Here is a 16,383-nt window from a genome sequence, read left to right as displayed (position 1 = left end):
TGCGATGACCCTGATCGCCAGTAACCGTCGTCCCGAAGATGCCGTCTATCGCCATGTGATCCCGGCAGGGGAACCCTGGCTGTTTGAGGTACAAAAAGGGCAAACCCTGCGCCTGCTTGACCTCGAAGGCAACCAGGCCATTGATACCCTGTTTTACAACGCCGATAACCCCCGAGAACGCTACGATCCGCAGCGCACGCTGCGCCGCCAGGGCAATACCTATCTGACCACCGGCAGCGTACTCTATTCCAATCTGGGCAATCCACTGCTGACCATCGTTGCCGACACCTGCGGTCGCCACGATACCCTCGGCGGCGCCTGTGCCCAGGAGAGCAACACCGTGCGCTACGCCCAGGATAAACGCTATATGCACAGCTGTCGGGATAATTTCCTCTGCGCCTGCCTGCACGATGGCCGCCTGCATAAACGCGATATCGGTGCCAACATTAACTTTTTCATGAACGTCCCGGTAACGCCGGAAGGCGGTCTGACCTTTGAGGACGGGATATCGGCGGCGGGGAAATACGTTGAGCTGCGCGCCGAGTGCAACGCCGTGGTGCTGATTTCCAACTGTCCGCAGTTAAATAATCCCTGCAACGGCTGGAACCCCACGCCCGCCGAGGTGCTGGTATGGAACTGACCCGCTGGCAGCGCTGGCGTCTGCTGGCCTTTCGGCTCTTCGCCGTCCGCGCAGACCGCCTGAACAGTACGCCGACGCGCAAACCTTAAGCGCCGGTTCACCCCGGGGACGACCTCAGGGGAACATCGAATTATTGCGGGACGACCCGCGACCCTGTGAGTTCCGCTTATGTTTGATACCTTACTGATTGCCAACCGCGGCGCCATCGCCTGCCGCATTCTGCGCACCCTGCGCGCGATGCAGGTGAAGGGCGTCGCCGTCTATTCCGAAGCCGACCTGAGTAGTCTGCATATCCGCGACGCGGATGAAGCGTTAAGCCTCGGCGACGGCCCGGCGGCGCAAACCTATCTGGTGACGGAGAAGATCCTGGCCGCCGCGCAGCAGAGCGGCGCCAAAGCGATCCACCCCGGCTACGGCTTTCTGTCTGAAAACGCGGCCTTCGCCGAGGCCTGCGAGGCGGCGGGGGTGGCGTTTGTCGGCCCCACTCCGCAACAGCTGCGCACCTTCGGCCTGAAGCATACCGCTCGCGCCTTAGCCAAATCCGAGGGCGTGCCGCTGCTGGAAGGCAGCGAGCTGCTGGCCGACAGCGGCGAAGCCTGCCGGGCGGCTGAGGCGGTGGGCTATCCGGTCATGCTCAAAAGCACCGCCGGCGGCGGCGGAATTGGCATGCGCGTCTGTCGCGACGCCCGTGAGCTGATTGAGGCGTTTGCCGCGGTGCAGCGGCTGGGACAAAACAACTTCAGCGACGGCGGGGTATTTCTCGAAAAATATATCGAACGCGCCCGCCATCTGGAGGTACAAATCTTCGGCGACGGGCGGGGAGAGGTCATCGCGCTCGGCGTTCGCGACTGTTCAGTCCAGCGGCGTAACCAGAAAGTGATTGAAGAGACGCCCGCGCCGAATCTGCCTGACGGGATGGCGCAGGCGCTATGCGCGGCGGCTATCGCGTTGGGTAAAGCGGTGAGCTACCGCAGCGCCGGGACGGTGGAGTTTGTCTATGACAGCGCGGCGCGGCAGTTTTATTTCCTCGAGGTAAATACCCGGCTTCAGGTCGAACACGGCGTCACGGAGCAGGTGTGGGGCGTTGACCTGGTGCGCTGGATGATTGAGCTGGCGGCGGGGGAACTGCCTCCGCTACCTGAGCTGGCCGCCGGGTTACGGCCCCAGGGCCACGCTATCCAGGCGCGAATTTACGCCGAAGATCCGGGGCGTCAATTCCAGCCTTCTCCCGGACTGTTAACGGACGTCTTCTTTCCTCCGGCGGACGGCGCAGCCCTGCGTATTGACCGCTGGGTGGAAGCCGGGTGCGAAGTCCCGCCGTTCTTCGACCCGATGCTGGCGAAAGCGATCGCCTGGCGCCCCAGCCGCGATGAGGCTATTGCCGGCCTGGCGCAGGCGCTGGCGGAGACCCGCCTGTACGGCGTAGAAACTAACCGCGTGTACCTGCAACAAATTCTTGGCTTTGCGCCCTTTACCGAAGGCGAGCCCTGGACCCGCTGCCTCGAGCAGCTGCGCTACCGCGCGGCGACCGTAGAGGTGCTGAGCGCCGGAACCCAGACCAGCGTGCAGGACTATCCGGGACGTTTGGGGTACTGGGCGGTGGGCGTACCGCCGTCGGGGCCGATGGACGATCGCGCCCTGCGTCTCGGCAACCGCCTGCTGGGCAATGCCGAGGGAGCGGCCGCGCTGGAAATCACCCTCAACGGGCCGACCCTGAAATTTAATACCGACGTTCAGGCGGTGGTGTGCGGCGCGCCATTGGCGGTGACGCTCGATGGCGTAGACCAGCCGCTGGACTGCGTATTGACTATTCCGGCGGGGGCGACCCTGAAGCTGGGCGCGATAAGCGGCGCGGGGGTCAGAAGCTATCTCTGCCTGAGCGGCGGCATTCAGGTACCGGACTATCTGGGGAGTAAAAGCACCTTTACCCTCGGCCAGTTTGGCGGCCACGGTGGACGGGCGCTGCGCGGAGGCGACGTGCTGCATCTGGCGCCGCACGCCGCCGCCAGATGCGGGGATCAACTACCCGCCGCGCTACGCACAGCGCTGGCTGAGGTGCGGACGCTGCGGGTGATTTACGGCCCCCACGGCGCGCCGGAATTCTTTGCGCCGGAATATATTGCGACGTTCTTCGCCACGGAGTGGGCGGTCCACTTTAACTCCAGCCGCACCGGCGTGCGCCTGATTGGCCCCAAGCCGCTGTGGGCCCGCGACAGCGGCGGCGAAGCGGGGCTGCATCCGTCGAATATTCACGATAACCCTTACGCGGTGGGCGCGGTCGATTTTACCGGCGATATGCCGGTGATCCTTGGACCGGATGGGCCGAGCCTCGGCGGTTTTGTCTGCCCGGTCACGGTGATTGAAGCCGACCTCTGGCAGTTAGGCCAGCTCAAGGCCGGGGATAAGGTACGTTTCGTGGCGGTGGATTTACCCACCGCCCGGCGGCTGGCGGAAGGGCGGCGCGCCGAGCTGGCGACCCTAAGTCACCAGGCGATAGCCTGGCAGCCCGTGCCGCTGACGTCGCCTGTCGTGATGACCTGCGGCGAGGCGGACAAACGCCTGGTGGCGCGACTCTCCGGCGATACGCATCTGCTGCTGGAAGCCGGGGAGCCGGAGCTGGATCTGGTTCTGCGTTTCCGCATTCACGCCCTGATGCAGGCCCTGGAAGCGCAATCAAGAGACGGCGCGATCGATATCACCCCGGGGATTCGCTCGCTGCAAATCCATTTTCAGCCGGAAACGTTGCCCCTTGAGACGCTGCTGGCGTGGGTGCGCAGCGAGTGGTCCACGGTCTGCCTGAGTGACGATCTGCAGGTGCCGACGCGCGTGGTGCATCTGCCGCTCTCCTGGGACGATCCGGCCTGCCGCAGGGCAATCGATAAATATATGACCACCGTGCGCCAGGACGCGCCCTGGTGCCCGAGTAATCTGGAATTTATACGTCGCATCAACGATCTGCCCGATGAACAGGCGGTATGGAATACGGTATTTGACGCCAGCTATCTGGTGATGGGGCTGGGCGATGTTTATCTCGGCGCGCCGGTGGCGACGCCGCTTGACCCGCGCCATCGCCTGGTTACCACCAAGTACAACCCGGCGCGCACCTGGACGGCGGAAAACTCGGTCGGCATCGGCGGGGCCTATCTGTGCGTCTACGGCATGGAGGGGCCCGGCGGCTATCAGTTCGTTGGCCGGACCCTGCAGATGTGGAATCGCTATCGCGAGGTAGCGGATTTTGCCGGCAAGCCCTGGCTGCTGCGTTTCTTCGACCAACTGCGTTTCTATCCGGTTTCGGCCGAAGAGCTGCTGCAGATTCGCCGCGATTTCCCGCTCGGACGCTACCCGCTGCGCATTGAGCACAGCACGCTGCGGCTGGCGGAATACCAGCAGTTTCTCCGCCGTGAAGCGCACAGCATCGGCGCGTTTCGCGAGCATCAGCAGCAGGCATTTAACGCCGAACGCGATCGCTGGATAGCCAGCGGGCAGGCCCATTTTGACAGCCAGGAGAGCGCCGTGGATGAGGGCGGAGACGCGCCGCTGCGGCAGGGCGAACAGGGGGTGGAAAGCCCGATTTCCGGAAACCTGTGGCAAGTACAAACGGCGGCAGGCAGCCGGGTCCGCGCGGGGGATGTGCTGGTCGTGCTGGAGTCGATGAAGATGGAGATCCCGCTGCTGGCCCCCTGCGATGGCGTTATTCAACAGGTTCACGTGCAGCCGGGCAGCGCGGTACGCGCCGGGCAGCGGGTGGCGGTGATTATTGAGGAGAAGGCATGATGCAGCAGACGTTTGATTTACGCCTGGCAACCCTGGCGGAGCGTTATCGCACCGGTAAAACCACACCGCGCAGCGTGCTGGCGGACATCCGCCAGCGGGCGCAGGCGCTGAACCCCGAGTTCCGGTTGTTTATCCATATTCTGAGCGAAGAGGAGCAGGAGCCGTTTCTGGCGGCGCTGGATGGCCTTTCGCCGGCCGCGCTGCCGCTGTACGGCGTGCCGTTCGCCATCAAAGACAATATCGATCTGGCGGAGATTGTCACCACCGCGGCCTGTCCGGCGTTTGCGTATCGGGCGGAGCAGAGCGCGACGATTGTCGCTCAGCTGATTGCGCTGGGCGCCGTGCCGGTCGGTAAAACCAATCTCGATCAGTTCGCTACCGGCCTGAACGGTACCCGATCGCCGTACGGTCGCTGCCGCAATAGCTATCATGCGGAGTATCCCTCCGGCGGTTCCAGCGCCGGTTCCGCGCTGGCGGTGGCGCTGGGCGTTGCCAGCTTCTCGTTGGGCACGGATACCGCCGGTAGCGGCCGCGTCCCGGCAGGGCTGAATAACCTGGTGGGTCTGAAGGCCAGTAAAGGGCTGATATCCACCGCAGGGGTGGTCCCCGCCTGTCGTACGTTAGACTGCGTGACCTTTTTCAGCCCCACCGCCGACGAGGCCAGCCAGCTGCTGGCGCTCGTCGCACAGTGCGATCCGCAGGACGCCTGGAGCCGCCGTAATCCTCAGTGGAATAGCCGTCAGGCGTTCGGCAGGCCGTCCGCGGGGTTTCGTTTTGGCGTTCCGCGCGAGCTCAATTTCCTCGGCTGCCGCGCAAGCGAACGCCTGTTTTCCCAGGCCCGGCAACGGCTGACGGCGCTGGGCGGGGTGGCAGTTGAGATTGATTTCACGCCGTTTCTGGCGGCAGCCCGGCTGCTGTATGACGGGCCGTGGGTCGCCGAACGCTACGCGGTGGTCGGTCCGCTGATGGCGCGGCAGCCGGAGGCGGTACTGCCGGTTATTCGCGACGTGCTGGCAAAAGCGCCGGGCACCGACGCCACGGCGACCTTTACGGCGATCTATCAGCTACAGCAGTACAAAGCCCGGTGCGACGCGATACTCGAGACCCTGGACTGCGTGCTGACGCCCACCTATCCGCGCCCGGTGACGCTTGACGAGCTGGAGGCGGAGCCGATCGCGCGCAACGCCGATCTCGGGTACTACACCAACTTTATGAACCTGCTGGACTATGCCGCGGTGAGCGTGCCATGCGGATTTATGCCGGACGGATTGCCTTCGGGCGTCACGCTGTTTGGCCGGGCCTTTACCGACCAGTATTTACTGGGCCTGGCCGATGCGTTTCAGCGCGCTGAGCGGCTGCCGCTGGCGGGCGGAGCGCGGCTGGAGACCCCGCCGCCTGAACGCGTCGCCGGGCATGACCGAATGGCGCTGGTTGTTTGCGGCGCTCATCTTTCTGGCCTGCCGCTTAACGGCCAGCTGCTGGCGCGGGGCGGTCGGCTGCTGCAGGCGACCCGCAGCGCGCCCCACTATCGTTTATACGCTCTCGCGGACGGCAAACGCCCGGCGATGGTTCGCGCCGATAGCGGCGGGGCGTCGATCGCGGTTGAAGTGTGGGAGCTACCCAGCGCGGAGGTCGGTTCGCTGCTGGCGGCCATCCCCGCGCCGCTAGGCCTGGGAAAAGTTGAGCTTGCCGACGGACGCCGGTTAGCGGGCTTTATCTGCGAAGCCAACGGATTAGGCGAAGCCACGGAGATTACCGCCTACGGCGGCTGGCGCGCCTGGCTGGCACGCTAAACTACAACCCCCTACATCAAGAAGCGATGGAGGGGGTTAGTGACAGTGTCACCTTAAATTTCTAACATGCTGAAACATTTCTGCCAGATCATTAGCAACCTTTCGGTAGGGCTCCCGCTGCGATAACGCTATTCTTCCCCGCTTTTCCCTTTTCAGGCACTTTGTAACCCAGGTAAATGACCGCTAATGTCCCTAATGAGAGATGAAATTCGCGACCATTCAGCGGAAAAGATGCTATTTATCCGCCGTGCCGTCATTGCGTTTCTACTGGTGGTGATTTGCTTCGCCATCCTGATCCTTAATCTTTACCGCCTGCAGGTGGATCAGCACGACTTTTATCAGACGCGTTCAAACCAGAACGACATTAAAATGCTGCCTATCGCGCCGAGCCGGGGGCTGATTTTCGACCGCAACGGCATCCCGCTGGTACAAAATATTACCCTCTACCGTTTGCAGGTGATCCCGAGCAAAATCGCCGATATGACGGCGCTGCTGCAGCAGCTGACGCCGATCGTTGATTTAACCCCGCAGGATATCGCCGACTTCCGCGACGATATGCACCACAACAGCCGCTACAAAGAGGTGACGTTAAAATCGGACCTGAGCGATGTTGAAGTAGCGCGTTTTGCGGTCAATGAGTTTCACTTCCCCGGCGTCACGGTGGAGAGCTATCAGCAGCGCGCTTACCCCTACGGCGCCGAACTGGCGCACGTGGTTGGCTATGTCTCGAAGATCAACGACAGCGATCTGCAAAAGCTGGCCAAAGCCGGGGAAGAAGAGAACTACGCCGCCGACCACAATATCGGCAAGCAGGGCATTGAAGGCTACTACGAGAAAGCGCTGCACGGCACCACCGGCTATCAGGAAGTGGAAGTGGATAACCACGGGCGGGTCGTGCGTCTGCTAAAAGAGGTCCCGCCGGTGGCCGGGAAGAACATCTACCTGACGCTGGATCTGCACCTGCAGCAGTATATCGAGTCGGTGCTGAAGGGGCAGCGCGCGGCGGTAGTGGCCGTCGATCCGCGCGATGGCGGCGTGCTGGCCATGGTGTCGAGCCCCAGCTACGATCCCAATCCCTTTGTCAGGGGCATCGGCTATCAGGCCTACCGTTCGCTGCTCGATAACCCGGACCGGCCGCTGATTAACCGGGTCACCCAGGGCCTCTATCCGCCCGCGTCGACGGTGAAGCCTTACATGGCGCTGTCGGCGCTGTCGGCGGGCGTGATCACGCCAACCACCTCCTTCTTCGGCGCGCCGACCTGGACGCTGCCGGGGACCCAGCGCCGCTACCGCGACTGGCTGAAGAGCGGCCACGGCATGCTTAACGTCACCAAAGCGATAGAAGAATCGGCGGATACTTTCTTCTATCAGGTGGCGTTTGAGATGGGTATCGACCGCATTCACGAGTGGCTAAGCAAGTTTGGCTACGGTCAGTCTACCGGCATCGATCTTAACGAGGAGTATGCCGGGGTGCTGCCGAGCCGGGAGTGGAAACAGCGGGTGCATAAAAAACCGTGGTATCAGGGGGATACCATTTCCGTCGGTATCGGTCAGGGCTACTGGATTGCCACGCCGATCCAGATGGTCAAGGCGCTGACGACCCTGATTAACAACGGCAAAGTGCAAAATCCGCATCTGCTTTACTCCATGAAGCAGGGTAATAAGGTCGAGCGCTATCAGCCGCCGCAGGATCTGCCGCAGGTTGGCGATCCGCATTCGCCGTACTGGGGCGTGGTGCGCAACGGCATGTACGGCATGGCGAACCTGCCAAACGGCACCGGCTATAAGCTGTTCCATACCGCGCCGTACCAGATCGCCGCAAAATCCGGGACGTCCCAGGTCTTCAGCCTGAAGGAGAACCAGACCTACAACGCGAAGATGATCCCGGTGCGCCTGCGCGACCATATCTTCTATACCCTGTTTGCCCCCTATCAGCATCCGAAGGTGGCGATGGCGCTGATTCTGGAGAACGGCGGCGGCGATGGCGTGGTTGCGGGACCGACGGCGCGCGCCATCCTCGACCATATCTTCGACCCGGCCAACGCGCCGGCGGAACAGGGCGCGACGTCGACGGTGCCGCAGGTGGAGAGCGCCGACGCGCAGTAAACGTTATTCACTCTGAGCATAAGCGTTAGCGGATTGGTTATTTGCCGCCGCCGGCGCTTTTGCTCATAGTAGCGTTCTGTATTGCTGTGAAAAAAGGCGCTCTGATGTCGTTAAGCCGAAATACGCTTCTTCTTGTACAAACCGGGACTCCGCCGGATGAAATCGTCTCCGACCACGGCGATCTTCCCCTCTGGTTTGGCAATTTACTGGCGCCGTGGCGCAAAAAAATCAGCGTGGCGCGCGTCTATGCCGGAGAGCCGCTTCCCGTGCCGGATAACGCGACCATCGCGGTGATTACCGGCTCCTGGGATATGGTGACCGAACGCCTGCCGTGGAGTGAAATGACCGCGGCCTGGATCCGCGAGGCGATGGCGATAGAGATGCCGCTGTTTGGCGTTTGCTACGGGCATCAACTGATGGCGCACGCCCTGGGGGGTGAGGTGGACTACCATCCAGCCGGACGCGAAGCCGGGAGTAAAACCATTTCGCTGTCCGCACACGGCCTGGCGGATCGTCTGCTGGCTGACCACCCGGCGCCGTTCAGCGCGCACCTCACGCATATGCAAACGGTCACCCGATTACCGCCAGGGGCGAAGGTGCTGGCTTCGTCGCAGCACGACCCTCACCAGATTGTACGCTACGGCACGCATGCCGTTTCTACGCAGTTTCATCCGGAGATCACCCCGGCGATTGCCCGCTCGCTGATCGCGTTCCGCCAGGCGGCGCTGCGCAACGAGGGGGTTGACCCGGACAGGATGAGTCGTGACGTTGTGGAGAGCCCGGTGGCCTCGGCGATTCTGATCCGCTTTGTCGCAGGCTACCTGCAGCCAGACCTGAACCCGGCTTAACCTCAGCGCTGTTTTTCCGCGAGCCAGGCCGCCGTTTCACCGAGGATTTCGTCGGAAAACGTTGAATCTGCGGTCATCCGCGCCAGAATTAACGCGCCGACCATGGCCGACCAGCTGCCAATCGCCGCGCGGCGGCTGGCTTGAGCGTCCCGATCATCCATCGCTTCACTGAGCTGCGCTATCTGCTGCTGCAGCCGCGCACTCATTTCGTCACGCGCGGGTTCGGACTGGCGGATGGTTTCCGCCGCCAGCGCCGCCAGCGGGCAGCCGCTGGCAAAATTATCCCGATGTTCGGGGGAAAGATAACGCTCGATTTGCGCGACGACGTCGTTTTTCGCCGCGTCGTTCTCTATCTTCAGTTCCGCGAGGGTTTGGGCGATCAGGTCATCCTTCGATTTGAAGTAGCCGTAGAATCCGCCGTGGGTCAGACCGGCTGATTTCATAATATCGGTGACCGTGACCGCGTCAAAACCCCGCTCGCGAAACAACCGCCCGGCGGCGGTCAGGATTGTCTGCTTATTCTCTTCAACCTGTTTTCTGCTCACTCTCATGGCGTCGTCCTGCTGCGAAATTATTTATGATGACCATCATATAACATTATTTACAGCATACCCAGCCCGTGCCATTATACATGACGACCATCATGTATAAATTGAGGAGTACACCTATGAGCAGTGAATCAGCGGTGCTGGTAACCGGCGCATCGACCGGAATTGGCGCAGTCTATGCCGAACGTTTTGCCCGCCGCGGCCATGACCTGGTGCTGGTCGCGCGTAATCACGAGCGGCTGACGGCGCTGGCCGAGCGGCTGCGCGACGAAACCGGCGTTCAGGTCGACATCCTGCAGGCCGACTTAACCCAGGATAGCGACATCGCCGCCGTGGAGCAGCGGCTGCGGGAAGACGCGCGTATCAGGATTCTGGTCAACAATGCCGGCACCTCGATTCCCGGTGATTTCCTCCACCAGAGCAGTGACGATATCACTCGCCTGATTACCCTCAACGTGACCTCTGTGGCTCGCCTGGCGAACGCGATCGCGCCGCGTCTGGCCGAGGCCGGAGAGGGGGCGATTGTCAACATTGCGTCGGTCGTTGGGCTGGGTCCGGAAATGCGGTTGACCGTCTACGGCGCCACGAAAGCCTTTGTGCTGTTTCTCTCGCAGGGGCTCGACGTTGAGCTGAGCGCGAAAGGCGTATACGTTCAGGCGGTACTGCCGGCGGCAACGCGCACCGAGATTTGGCAGCACAGCGGCAAAGACGTGGATACCATTCCTGGCGTCATGGAGGTGGATAAACTGGTGGATGCCGCCCTGGTGGGGTTCGACCGCCGCGAATCGGTGACCATACCGCCGCTGCATGATGAAACGCAGTGGCAGACGCTGAACGCGACGCGTCAGGCCATGCTCCCCGGCTTTGCGCAATCTGAACCCGCGGCCCGTTACCTGTCGCGATCGTGAGTTTGTCGCACCGTGTATCGGAAAGGAGAGTCGATACACGGTGCGACAACATCCCGCCATGTCACGCCCGGCGCAGATACAACGCCTCTGGAAGGCGGTGCTGCGCATAGCTATCATCGGGCCGGTAGCCCGGGCAGGCGCTTTGCGCCGCCCCCGGGAGAAGAGCGCTGAGTGGCAGAATACCCGGAGGCGGTGCTGCGCACCTGTCCGGGCTTGTATGATTACTCCGTCAGAAAGAACCGGCCAGTTCTCTCTGATGGCGGTCCGGATGCCGTGTCCGGGCTTAGGCTTTCGCGCCTGTTCCGTAGATCCTTTGCACCGGACCGCCGTTCTTTCTCATGTGATAAACCGGACAGTATCATGGACCGGCTTTCACCGGTAACCCGTATTTGCAAGGTTGGTTTCACTATGGAAAATGAACTCCACTTCATCGGTATTGATGTCGCCAAAGCTAAACTGGATGTCGATATTCTTCGCCCTGATGGCCGGCATCGTTGTAAAAAATTTGATAATACCCTCTCCGGACACGAAGCGCTGGTCCGCTGGCTTCGCGGCCATGACGTGAACCGTGCCCATGTCTGCATGGAGTCCACCAGCACCTACATGGAAGACGCGGCCGCGCATCTGAGTGATGCCGGGTATACCGTGTCCATCATCAACCCCGCCCTCAGTAAAGCTTTCGCACAGAGTGAGGGGTTGCGCAGTAAAACTGACAAAGTGGACGCCCGTATGCTGGCTCACTTCTGCCGGGAAAAACGCCCGTCAGCCTGGGAGGCCCCTCATCCGACAGAGCGGGCACTGAAAGCCCTGGTGTTAAGGCATCAGGCGCTGACAGAGATGCAGACGCAGGAGAAAAACCGACGGGAAACCGCGCCGGAGGTTCAGCTGGCCAGCATTGACATCCTGCTGGGATGTCTGAGCGCGGAGCTGGCACGTATCGAAAAACAGATAAAAGACCTGACGGATAACGACCCGGATATGAAACGACGGCGGAAGCTGCTGAACAGTATTCCGGGCATCGGGGAGAAAACAGCGGCTGTTCTGCTGGCGTATACGGGCCTGAGGCTGAAGTTCGGTACAGCGCGGCAGTTCGCGGCGTATGCAGGACTGACGCCGGTGCAGCATGAGTCGGGCAGCAGCGTGATGCGGGCGAGCCGGATGAGCAAAGCGGGGCCGGTTCAACTGCGCAAGGCGTTATACATGCCAGCGTTATCGGCGCTGTACCATACGGCGTGGGGAAAAGCGTTCAGGAAAAGGCTGGAAGAGAGCGGAAAGCGGGCAAAAGTCATCATAGGGGCGATGATGCGAAAGCTGGCGCAGGTGGCTTATGGAGTACTGAAGTCAGGAAAGGCGTTCGATGCCTCACAGCATGAGCTGTTGATAGCGTAACAACGTTCCCTGAGAAAAAACGACAGCACCAGAGAGTGCTGTCGTTGGTGTGCCTGTCATCCGGGAGCCGGAGAAAGTATCGGCAACTAAAAATGGTTGCAGGCGTTCACAGTATCTACAGGTTCACAGCCATCTTCAGGCCGGTAGCCTCAATATTGTGACAACGTCACAAATTCAGGGCGAAAAACCAATAAAAAAGCCGATAAGGTGAGTTATCGGCTTTCAAGGTTAATGCGAAAACAAATTTACTGCGCCAGCAGCTCCTGGGCGGTACGTTCTACCAGACTCAGCAGCACCTTCACGTCCTCTAACGTCACGATCGGGTTCAGCAGCGTCAGCTTCAGACAGGTGACGCCGTTGTGCTCGGTCACGCCGACGTTAGCGCGACCGGAAGCCAGCAGCGCATCGCCAACCCGCTGGTTGAGCAGGGCGATCGCGGCATCGTCGCTGCCCGCCATCTGCTGCGGACGGGAACGGAACAGCACGCTCGCCAGCTGCGGCTGCATGACCAGCTCCAGCGTCGGCTGCGTTTTGACGTAATCCGCCACGTTCAGCGCCATCGTCACGCCGTGATCGATGATTTCCGCGTACTGCTTCTGGCCCAGCGCCTCCAGGCCCATCCACAGCTTCAGCGCGTCGAAGCGGCGGGTGGTCTGCAGCGATTTGGATACCAGGTTCGGTACGCCGTGCTCTTCATCGAACTCAGAGTTCAGATAGGCCGCCTGATAGCGCATCAGCTCATAGTGGCGGGCTTCTTTTAACAGAAACGCGCCGCAGCTGATGGTCTGGAAGAACTGCTTGTGGAAATCCAGGGTGATGGAGTCCACTAAGTCAATGCCGTCCAGACGATCGCGATACTTGTCGGACATCAGCAGGGCGCCGCCCCAGGCCGCGTCAACGTGCAGCCAGATCTGGTGCTCAGCCGCGACGGCCGCAATCTCGCGCAGCGGGTCGATTGCCCCCGCGTCGGTGGTGCCGGCGGTGGCAACGATGGCCATAATCTGTTCGCCGTTAGCCTGCGCCTCGGCGATTTTCGCTTTCAGATCCGCCACGTCCATCCGCGCGAATTCGTCGGTTTTCACCAGCGTCACGGAACGGTAGCCGAGGCCCATCAGCGCCATGTTCTTCTGCACCGAGAAGTGGGCGTTTTCTGAACACAGCACTTTGTACTGACGAATATCGCCCGGCAGACCATCCTGCTGGATGGAATGACCCCGGCGGGCAAAGAAGGCATCGCGCGCCAGCATCAGGCCCATCATGTTGCTCTGGGTGCCGCCGCTGGTGAAAACGCCCGCATCGCCGGCGCCGTAGCCGACCTGAGCGCGCAGCCATTCAATCAGCTTGATCTCGATGATGGTGGCTGACGGGCTTTGGTCCCAGGAGTCCATGCTCTGGTTGGTGGCGTTAATCAGCACTTCCGCCGCCTGGCTAATCACCAGGCTCGGGCAGTGCAGATGCGCCACGCACTGCGGGTGATGTACCGACAGGCTGTCTTTAAGGAAGTACTCGATCGCACGTTCAATCGCCGCCTGGTTGCCCAGACCCTGTTCGTTGAAATCAAGGGTGATGCGCTCACGCAGTTCGTCAACGCTTTTCCCCTGATACATTTCAGGCTGCTGCAGCCACTGCGCTACCGCCTGGCTGGTCTGGGCGATCGCTTGCTGGTAGGCATCAATACTATGCGCGGAACCAGCAAGAATCGGATTCAACTTGGACATTGCGGTCACTTACTCCACTCAGACCGGTTTTACGCCGGCGGCCAGCAGGGCCTGTTCAAATTTGTCGAAGAAAATTTCCAGCTCAGCGTTGCTGATCAGCAGGGACGGCAGCAGACGCAGCACGCAGCCGTGGCGGCCGCCGCGCTCGAGGATCAGACCCGCTTCGAAGCATTTCTTCTGCAGCAGCGCGGAGAGTTCGCCATCCGCCGGGTAGCAGCCCATGTGGTCCGGCGCTTCGTTCGGTTTAACGATCTCGATGCCGATCATCAGGCCCAGACCGCGAACGTGGCCGATAACCGGATAGCGTTTCTGCATCTCGGCCAGCTTGCCTTTCAGCCATTCGCCCTGAGCGGCGGTTTTATCCGCAATGTTATTGTCTTTCAGGTGGCGCAGGGTGGTCAGGCCGGTGGCCATCGCCAGCTGGTTGCCGCGGAAGGTGCCGGTATGGTGACCCGGTTCCCAGGCGTCGAACTGCTTTTTGATACCGAGAACGGCCAGCGGCAGACCGCCGCCAACGGCTTTCGACATCACGATAATGTCCGGCTCGATGCCCGCGTGTTCGAAGGCGAAGAATTTACCGGTACGCGCAAAGCCAGCCTGAACTTCATCGATGATCAGCAGAATGCCGTGTTCCTGAGTCACTTTACGGATGCGCTGCAGCCACTCGACCGGAGCCGGGTTCACGCCGCCTTCACCCTGAACGGCTTCCAGGATCACCGCCGCCGGTTTACGCACGCCGCTTTCGACGTCATTGATCAGGTTTTCGAAGTAGTAAGTCAGCGCTTTCACGCCGGCTTCACCGCCGATACCCAGCGGGCAGCGGTACTGGTGCGGGTAAGGCATAAACTGCACTTCCGGCATCATGCCGTTAACCGCCGCTTTTGGCGACAGGTTGCCGGTGACGGACAGCGCGCCGTGGGTCATTCCATGGTAGCCGCCGGAGAAGCTGATCACGGAAGAACGGCCGGTGTATTTTTTCGCCAGCTTCAGCGCCGCTTCCACGGCGTCAGCGCCGGACGGACCGGTGAACTGCAGGCAGTATTCTTTGCCTTCGCCCGGCAGCAGGGAAAGCAGGTATTCAGAGAAGCGATCTTTTAACGGAGTGGTCAGATCGAGAGTATGTAACGGCAAGCCGCTGGTAATGACACTTTGGATGCTCTGCAGCACATCAGGGTGGTTGTGGCCGAGTGCCAGAGTACCTGCGCCGGCAAGGCAGTCCAGATACTGTTTATTATCCGCATCGGTCAGCCAGACGCCTTCCGCTTTGGTAATCGCAAGGGGCAGCTTGCGCGGGTAGCTCCTGACATTCGATTCGAATTCAGCCTGACGGGCCAAAAAGGTATCGTTGTTTGCATCTAATAAATCTGCGCCTAAAGTATCAATACGGACTTTATCCGTCATCATATCACTCCCACAACCAGCGTTACGGTTGAGCGCTGGTTGAATAAATTGGTGTAAGAAATTGAATCGCCATACATTAAAGCGGGCACAATATATGGCTTTTTAGATACGCATTCAACGTTTTATTGATTAAGGTATATTTACGTTATTTTTACACAAGCAAAAACCAACGTAACCATTTGATTTAAATCAGGTGTTTTAAAGGATAAAAGACCTTTAAAATTGTAATTATTAGTGAGGAAGTTTCTCGTTTTTTAATACTGCCGGGCGGGCATTGCTGGCGAAAAGTTTCCGCCAGCAATGGCATGACTCAATGCAGCTCAACCGCATAATTTGTTAAAGGTGTGACTTTTTTCACCAACTTATTGTTATATAAAAACTGTTCATAAGCTTCATACCGTGGTTTATCCAGCGCCGCCGGATCGCTGGCAAACAGAGGAAGGGTTTTCAGCCATGCCTGCTTGTTCAGTTCGGTGTTGAGCTCGGGATGCGCGGCGGCAAACGCCTGCCAGGTCTCCTGCGGGTGAGCGCGCAGGTAAGCGACGCCTTTTTGCAGCGCCTTGAGGAAGGCCCTGATTTTCGCCGCGTGGACTTCATCCCGGTTGGCGACAATCACCAGCTCGTCGTAGGCCGGTACGCCGTAATCCTCAACGTTCATCACCTGCGGATCTTTCCCCTGCAGCTTCAGCTCCAGCGCTTCGATATTACGATAGCCGCCAATGACCGCGTCGACCTGTCCGGCCAGCAGGGCGCTGGTCAGCTGGAAGTTAACATTGATGAGCTTGATGCTTTTGGGATCGATTTTCGCATGCTGCGCCATGGTGGCCAGCGTCGCCTGTTCGATGCCGCTCACCGAATACCCCACTTTTTTGCCCTGCAGATCGGCGGGAGATTTTATGCTTTTATCCAGCGCGATCACCGTATTCAGCGGCGAATTAATCAGCGTGCCGACGCGGACCAGCGGCAGCCCTTCATCAGCAAAAAAATGCACCTGCGGCTGGTAGGTAATCGCCAGGTCCGCCTGGCGGGCGGCGACCAGCCGCGGCGGCAGCGCCGGGTCGGACGGCGGCACAATCTTGACGTCCAGCCCCGCGTCTTTAAAGGCGCCAATCTGTTCGGCCACCAGGATCGGCGCGTGGTCGGGATTGATATACCAGTCCAGCACCAGGGTGAGTTTCTCGTTGGCCAGCGCCTGACCGCTGAACAGCGCGGCAATCGTCATACCGGCATAAACACGTTTACGCATGATTAGTCCTTT

Annotated in this window: 11 protein-coding genes; 7 read left to right on the top strand and 4 right to left on the bottom strand. The window is 60.5% G+C overall.

What is annotated here, in order from left to right; translation table 11 throughout:
• Positions 1-4: 4 nt before the first annotated feature.
• The 5 genes from MKleb_RS13895 to MKleb_RS13875 all read left to right on the top strand — a co-directional run bounded on the left by MKleb_RS13895 (position 5) and on the right by MKleb_RS13875 (position 9,161).
• Positions 5-640 (top strand): urea amidolyase associated protein UAAP2, encoded by a 636-nt coding sequence (locus MKleb_RS13895; protein WP_025108282.1) that lies wholly within the window; start codon positions 5-7, stop codon positions 638-640.
• A 168-nt stretch (positions 641-808) separates the two neighbouring features.
• Positions 809-4,414, top strand: a complete 3,606-nt coding sequence (gene uca, locus MKleb_RS13890) for an urea carboxylase (RefSeq protein WP_025108283.1) — start codon at positions 809-811, stop codon at positions 4,412-4,414.
• Positions 4,411-6,207, top strand: a complete 1,797-nt coding sequence (gene atzF, locus MKleb_RS13885; RefSeq protein WP_025108284.1) for an allophanate hydrolase — start codon at positions 4,411-4,413, stop codon at positions 6,205-6,207. Before uca ends, atzF begins: the two co-directional genes overlap by 4 nt.
• Before the next feature lie 186 nt (positions 6,208-6,393).
• Entirely contained in the window at positions 6,394-8,313 is a 1,920-nt protein-coding gene (gene mrdA, locus MKleb_RS13880) for a penicillin-binding protein 2 (protein ID WP_004850811.1), read from the top strand.
• 104 nt (positions 8,314-8,417) lie between these two features.
• Positions 8,418-9,161, top strand: coding sequence for a glutamine amidotransferase (locus MKleb_RS13875; protein WP_025108285.1), 744 nt, complete (start codon positions 8,418-8,420; stop codon positions 9,159-9,161).
• Positions 9,162-9,163: 2 nt separating this feature from the next.
• Here the strand turns inward: MKleb_RS13875 and MKleb_RS13870 are convergent, their stop codons facing one another.
• Positions 9,164-9,712 carry a TetR/AcrR family transcriptional regulator gene (locus MKleb_RS13870; RefSeq protein ID WP_025108286.1) on the bottom strand — a complete coding sequence of 183 codons (549 nt, stop codon included), beginning with the start codon at positions 9,710-9,712 and terminating at the stop codon, positions 9,164-9,166.
• A 116-nt stretch (positions 9,713-9,828) separates the two neighbouring features.
• Between MKleb_RS13870 and MKleb_RS13865 the strand changes: the two genes are divergently transcribed.
• Together MKleb_RS13865 and MKleb_RS13860 are read left to right on the top strand one after the other, a co-directional pair.
• Positions 9,829-10,617 carry an SDR family NAD(P)-dependent oxidoreductase gene (locus tag MKleb_RS13865; RefSeq protein ID WP_217075940.1) on the top strand — a complete coding sequence of 263 codons (789 nt, stop codon included), beginning with the start codon at positions 9,829-9,831 and terminating at the stop codon, positions 10,615-10,617.
• Between the two features lie 408 nt (positions 10,618-11,025).
• Positions 11,026-12,006: an IS110 family RNA-guided transposase gene (locus MKleb_RS13860; protein ID WP_032747738.1), complete on the top strand. Its 981-nt coding sequence runs from the start codon at positions 11,026-11,028 to the stop codon at positions 12,004-12,006.
• A 245-nt stretch (positions 12,007-12,251) separates the two neighbouring features.
• Here MKleb_RS13860 and MKleb_RS13855 read toward each other — a convergent pair whose 3' ends face one another.
• The 3 genes from MKleb_RS13855 to MKleb_RS13845 all read right to left on the bottom strand — a co-directional run bounded on the left by MKleb_RS13855 (position 12,252) and on the right by MKleb_RS13845 (position 16,371).
• Positions 12,252-13,733 (bottom strand): pyridoxal phosphate-dependent decarboxylase family protein, encoded by a 1,482-nt coding sequence (locus MKleb_RS13855; RefSeq protein WP_217075938.1) that lies wholly within the window; start codon positions 13,731-13,733, stop codon positions 12,252-12,254.
• 9 nt (positions 13,734-13,742) lie between these two features.
• The gene (locus MKleb_RS13850; RefSeq protein ID WP_009652210.1) at positions 13,743-15,128 is read right to left on the bottom strand and encodes a diaminobutyrate--2-oxoglutarate transaminase; all 1,386 of its coding nucleotides are present in this window, start codon (positions 15,126-15,128) and stop codon (positions 13,743-13,745) included.
• Between the two features lie 307 nt (positions 15,129-15,435).
• Entirely contained in the window at positions 15,436-16,371 is a 936-nt protein-coding gene (locus MKleb_RS13845) for an ABC transporter substrate-binding protein (RefSeq protein WP_025108383.1), read from the bottom strand.
• Positions 16,372-16,383: the final 12 nt, after the last annotated feature.

The organism is Klebsiella sp. PL-2018 (assembly GCF_019048985.1).
GTDB classification, from domain to species: Bacteria; Pseudomonadota; Gammaproteobacteria; order Enterobacterales; family Enterobacteriaceae; genus Klebsiella; species Klebsiella michiganensis.
Note: the sequence above shows the minus strand (reverse complement) of the source record. Positions and strands in the feature narration are given on the sequence as shown.

Bases quoted from the DNA above. Each gene is read 5' to 3' on its own strand.
- atzF (WP_025108284.1), top strand. From the start codon at position 4,411: ATGATGCAGCAGACGTTTGATTTACGCCTGGCAACCCTGGCGGAGCGT.
- uca (WP_025108283.1), top strand. From the start codon at position 809: ATGTTTGATACCTTACTGATTGCCAACCGCGGCGCCATCGCCTGCCGC.
- MKleb_RS13870 (WP_025108286.1), bottom strand. From the start codon at position 9,712: ATGAGAGTGAGCAGAAAACAGGTTGAAGAGAATAAGCAGACAATCCTG.
- MKleb_RS13860 (WP_032747738.1), top strand. From the start codon at position 11,026: ATGGAAAATGAACTCCACTTCATCGGTATTGATGTCGCCAAAGCTAAA.
- MKleb_RS13865 (WP_217075940.1), top strand. From the start codon at position 9,829: ATGAGCAGTGAATCAGCGGTGCTGGTAACCGGCGCATCGACCGGAATT.
- MKleb_RS13875 (WP_025108285.1), top strand. From the start codon at position 8,418: ATGTCGTTAAGCCGAAATACGCTTCTTCTTGTACAAACCGGGACTCCG.
- mrdA (WP_004850811.1), top strand. From the start codon at position 6,394: ATGTCCCTAATGAGAGATGAAATTCGCGACCATTCAGCGGAAAAGATG.
- MKleb_RS13850 (WP_009652210.1), bottom strand. From the start codon at position 15,128: ATGATGACGGATAAAGTCCGTATTGATACTTTAGGCGCAGATTTATTA.
- MKleb_RS13895 (WP_025108282.1), top strand. From the start codon at position 5: ATGACCCTGATCGCCAGTAACCGTCGTCCCGAAGATGCCGTCTATCGC.
- MKleb_RS13845 (WP_025108383.1), bottom strand. From the start codon at position 16,371: ATGCGTAAACGTGTTTATGCCGGTATGACGATTGCCGCGCTGTTCAGC.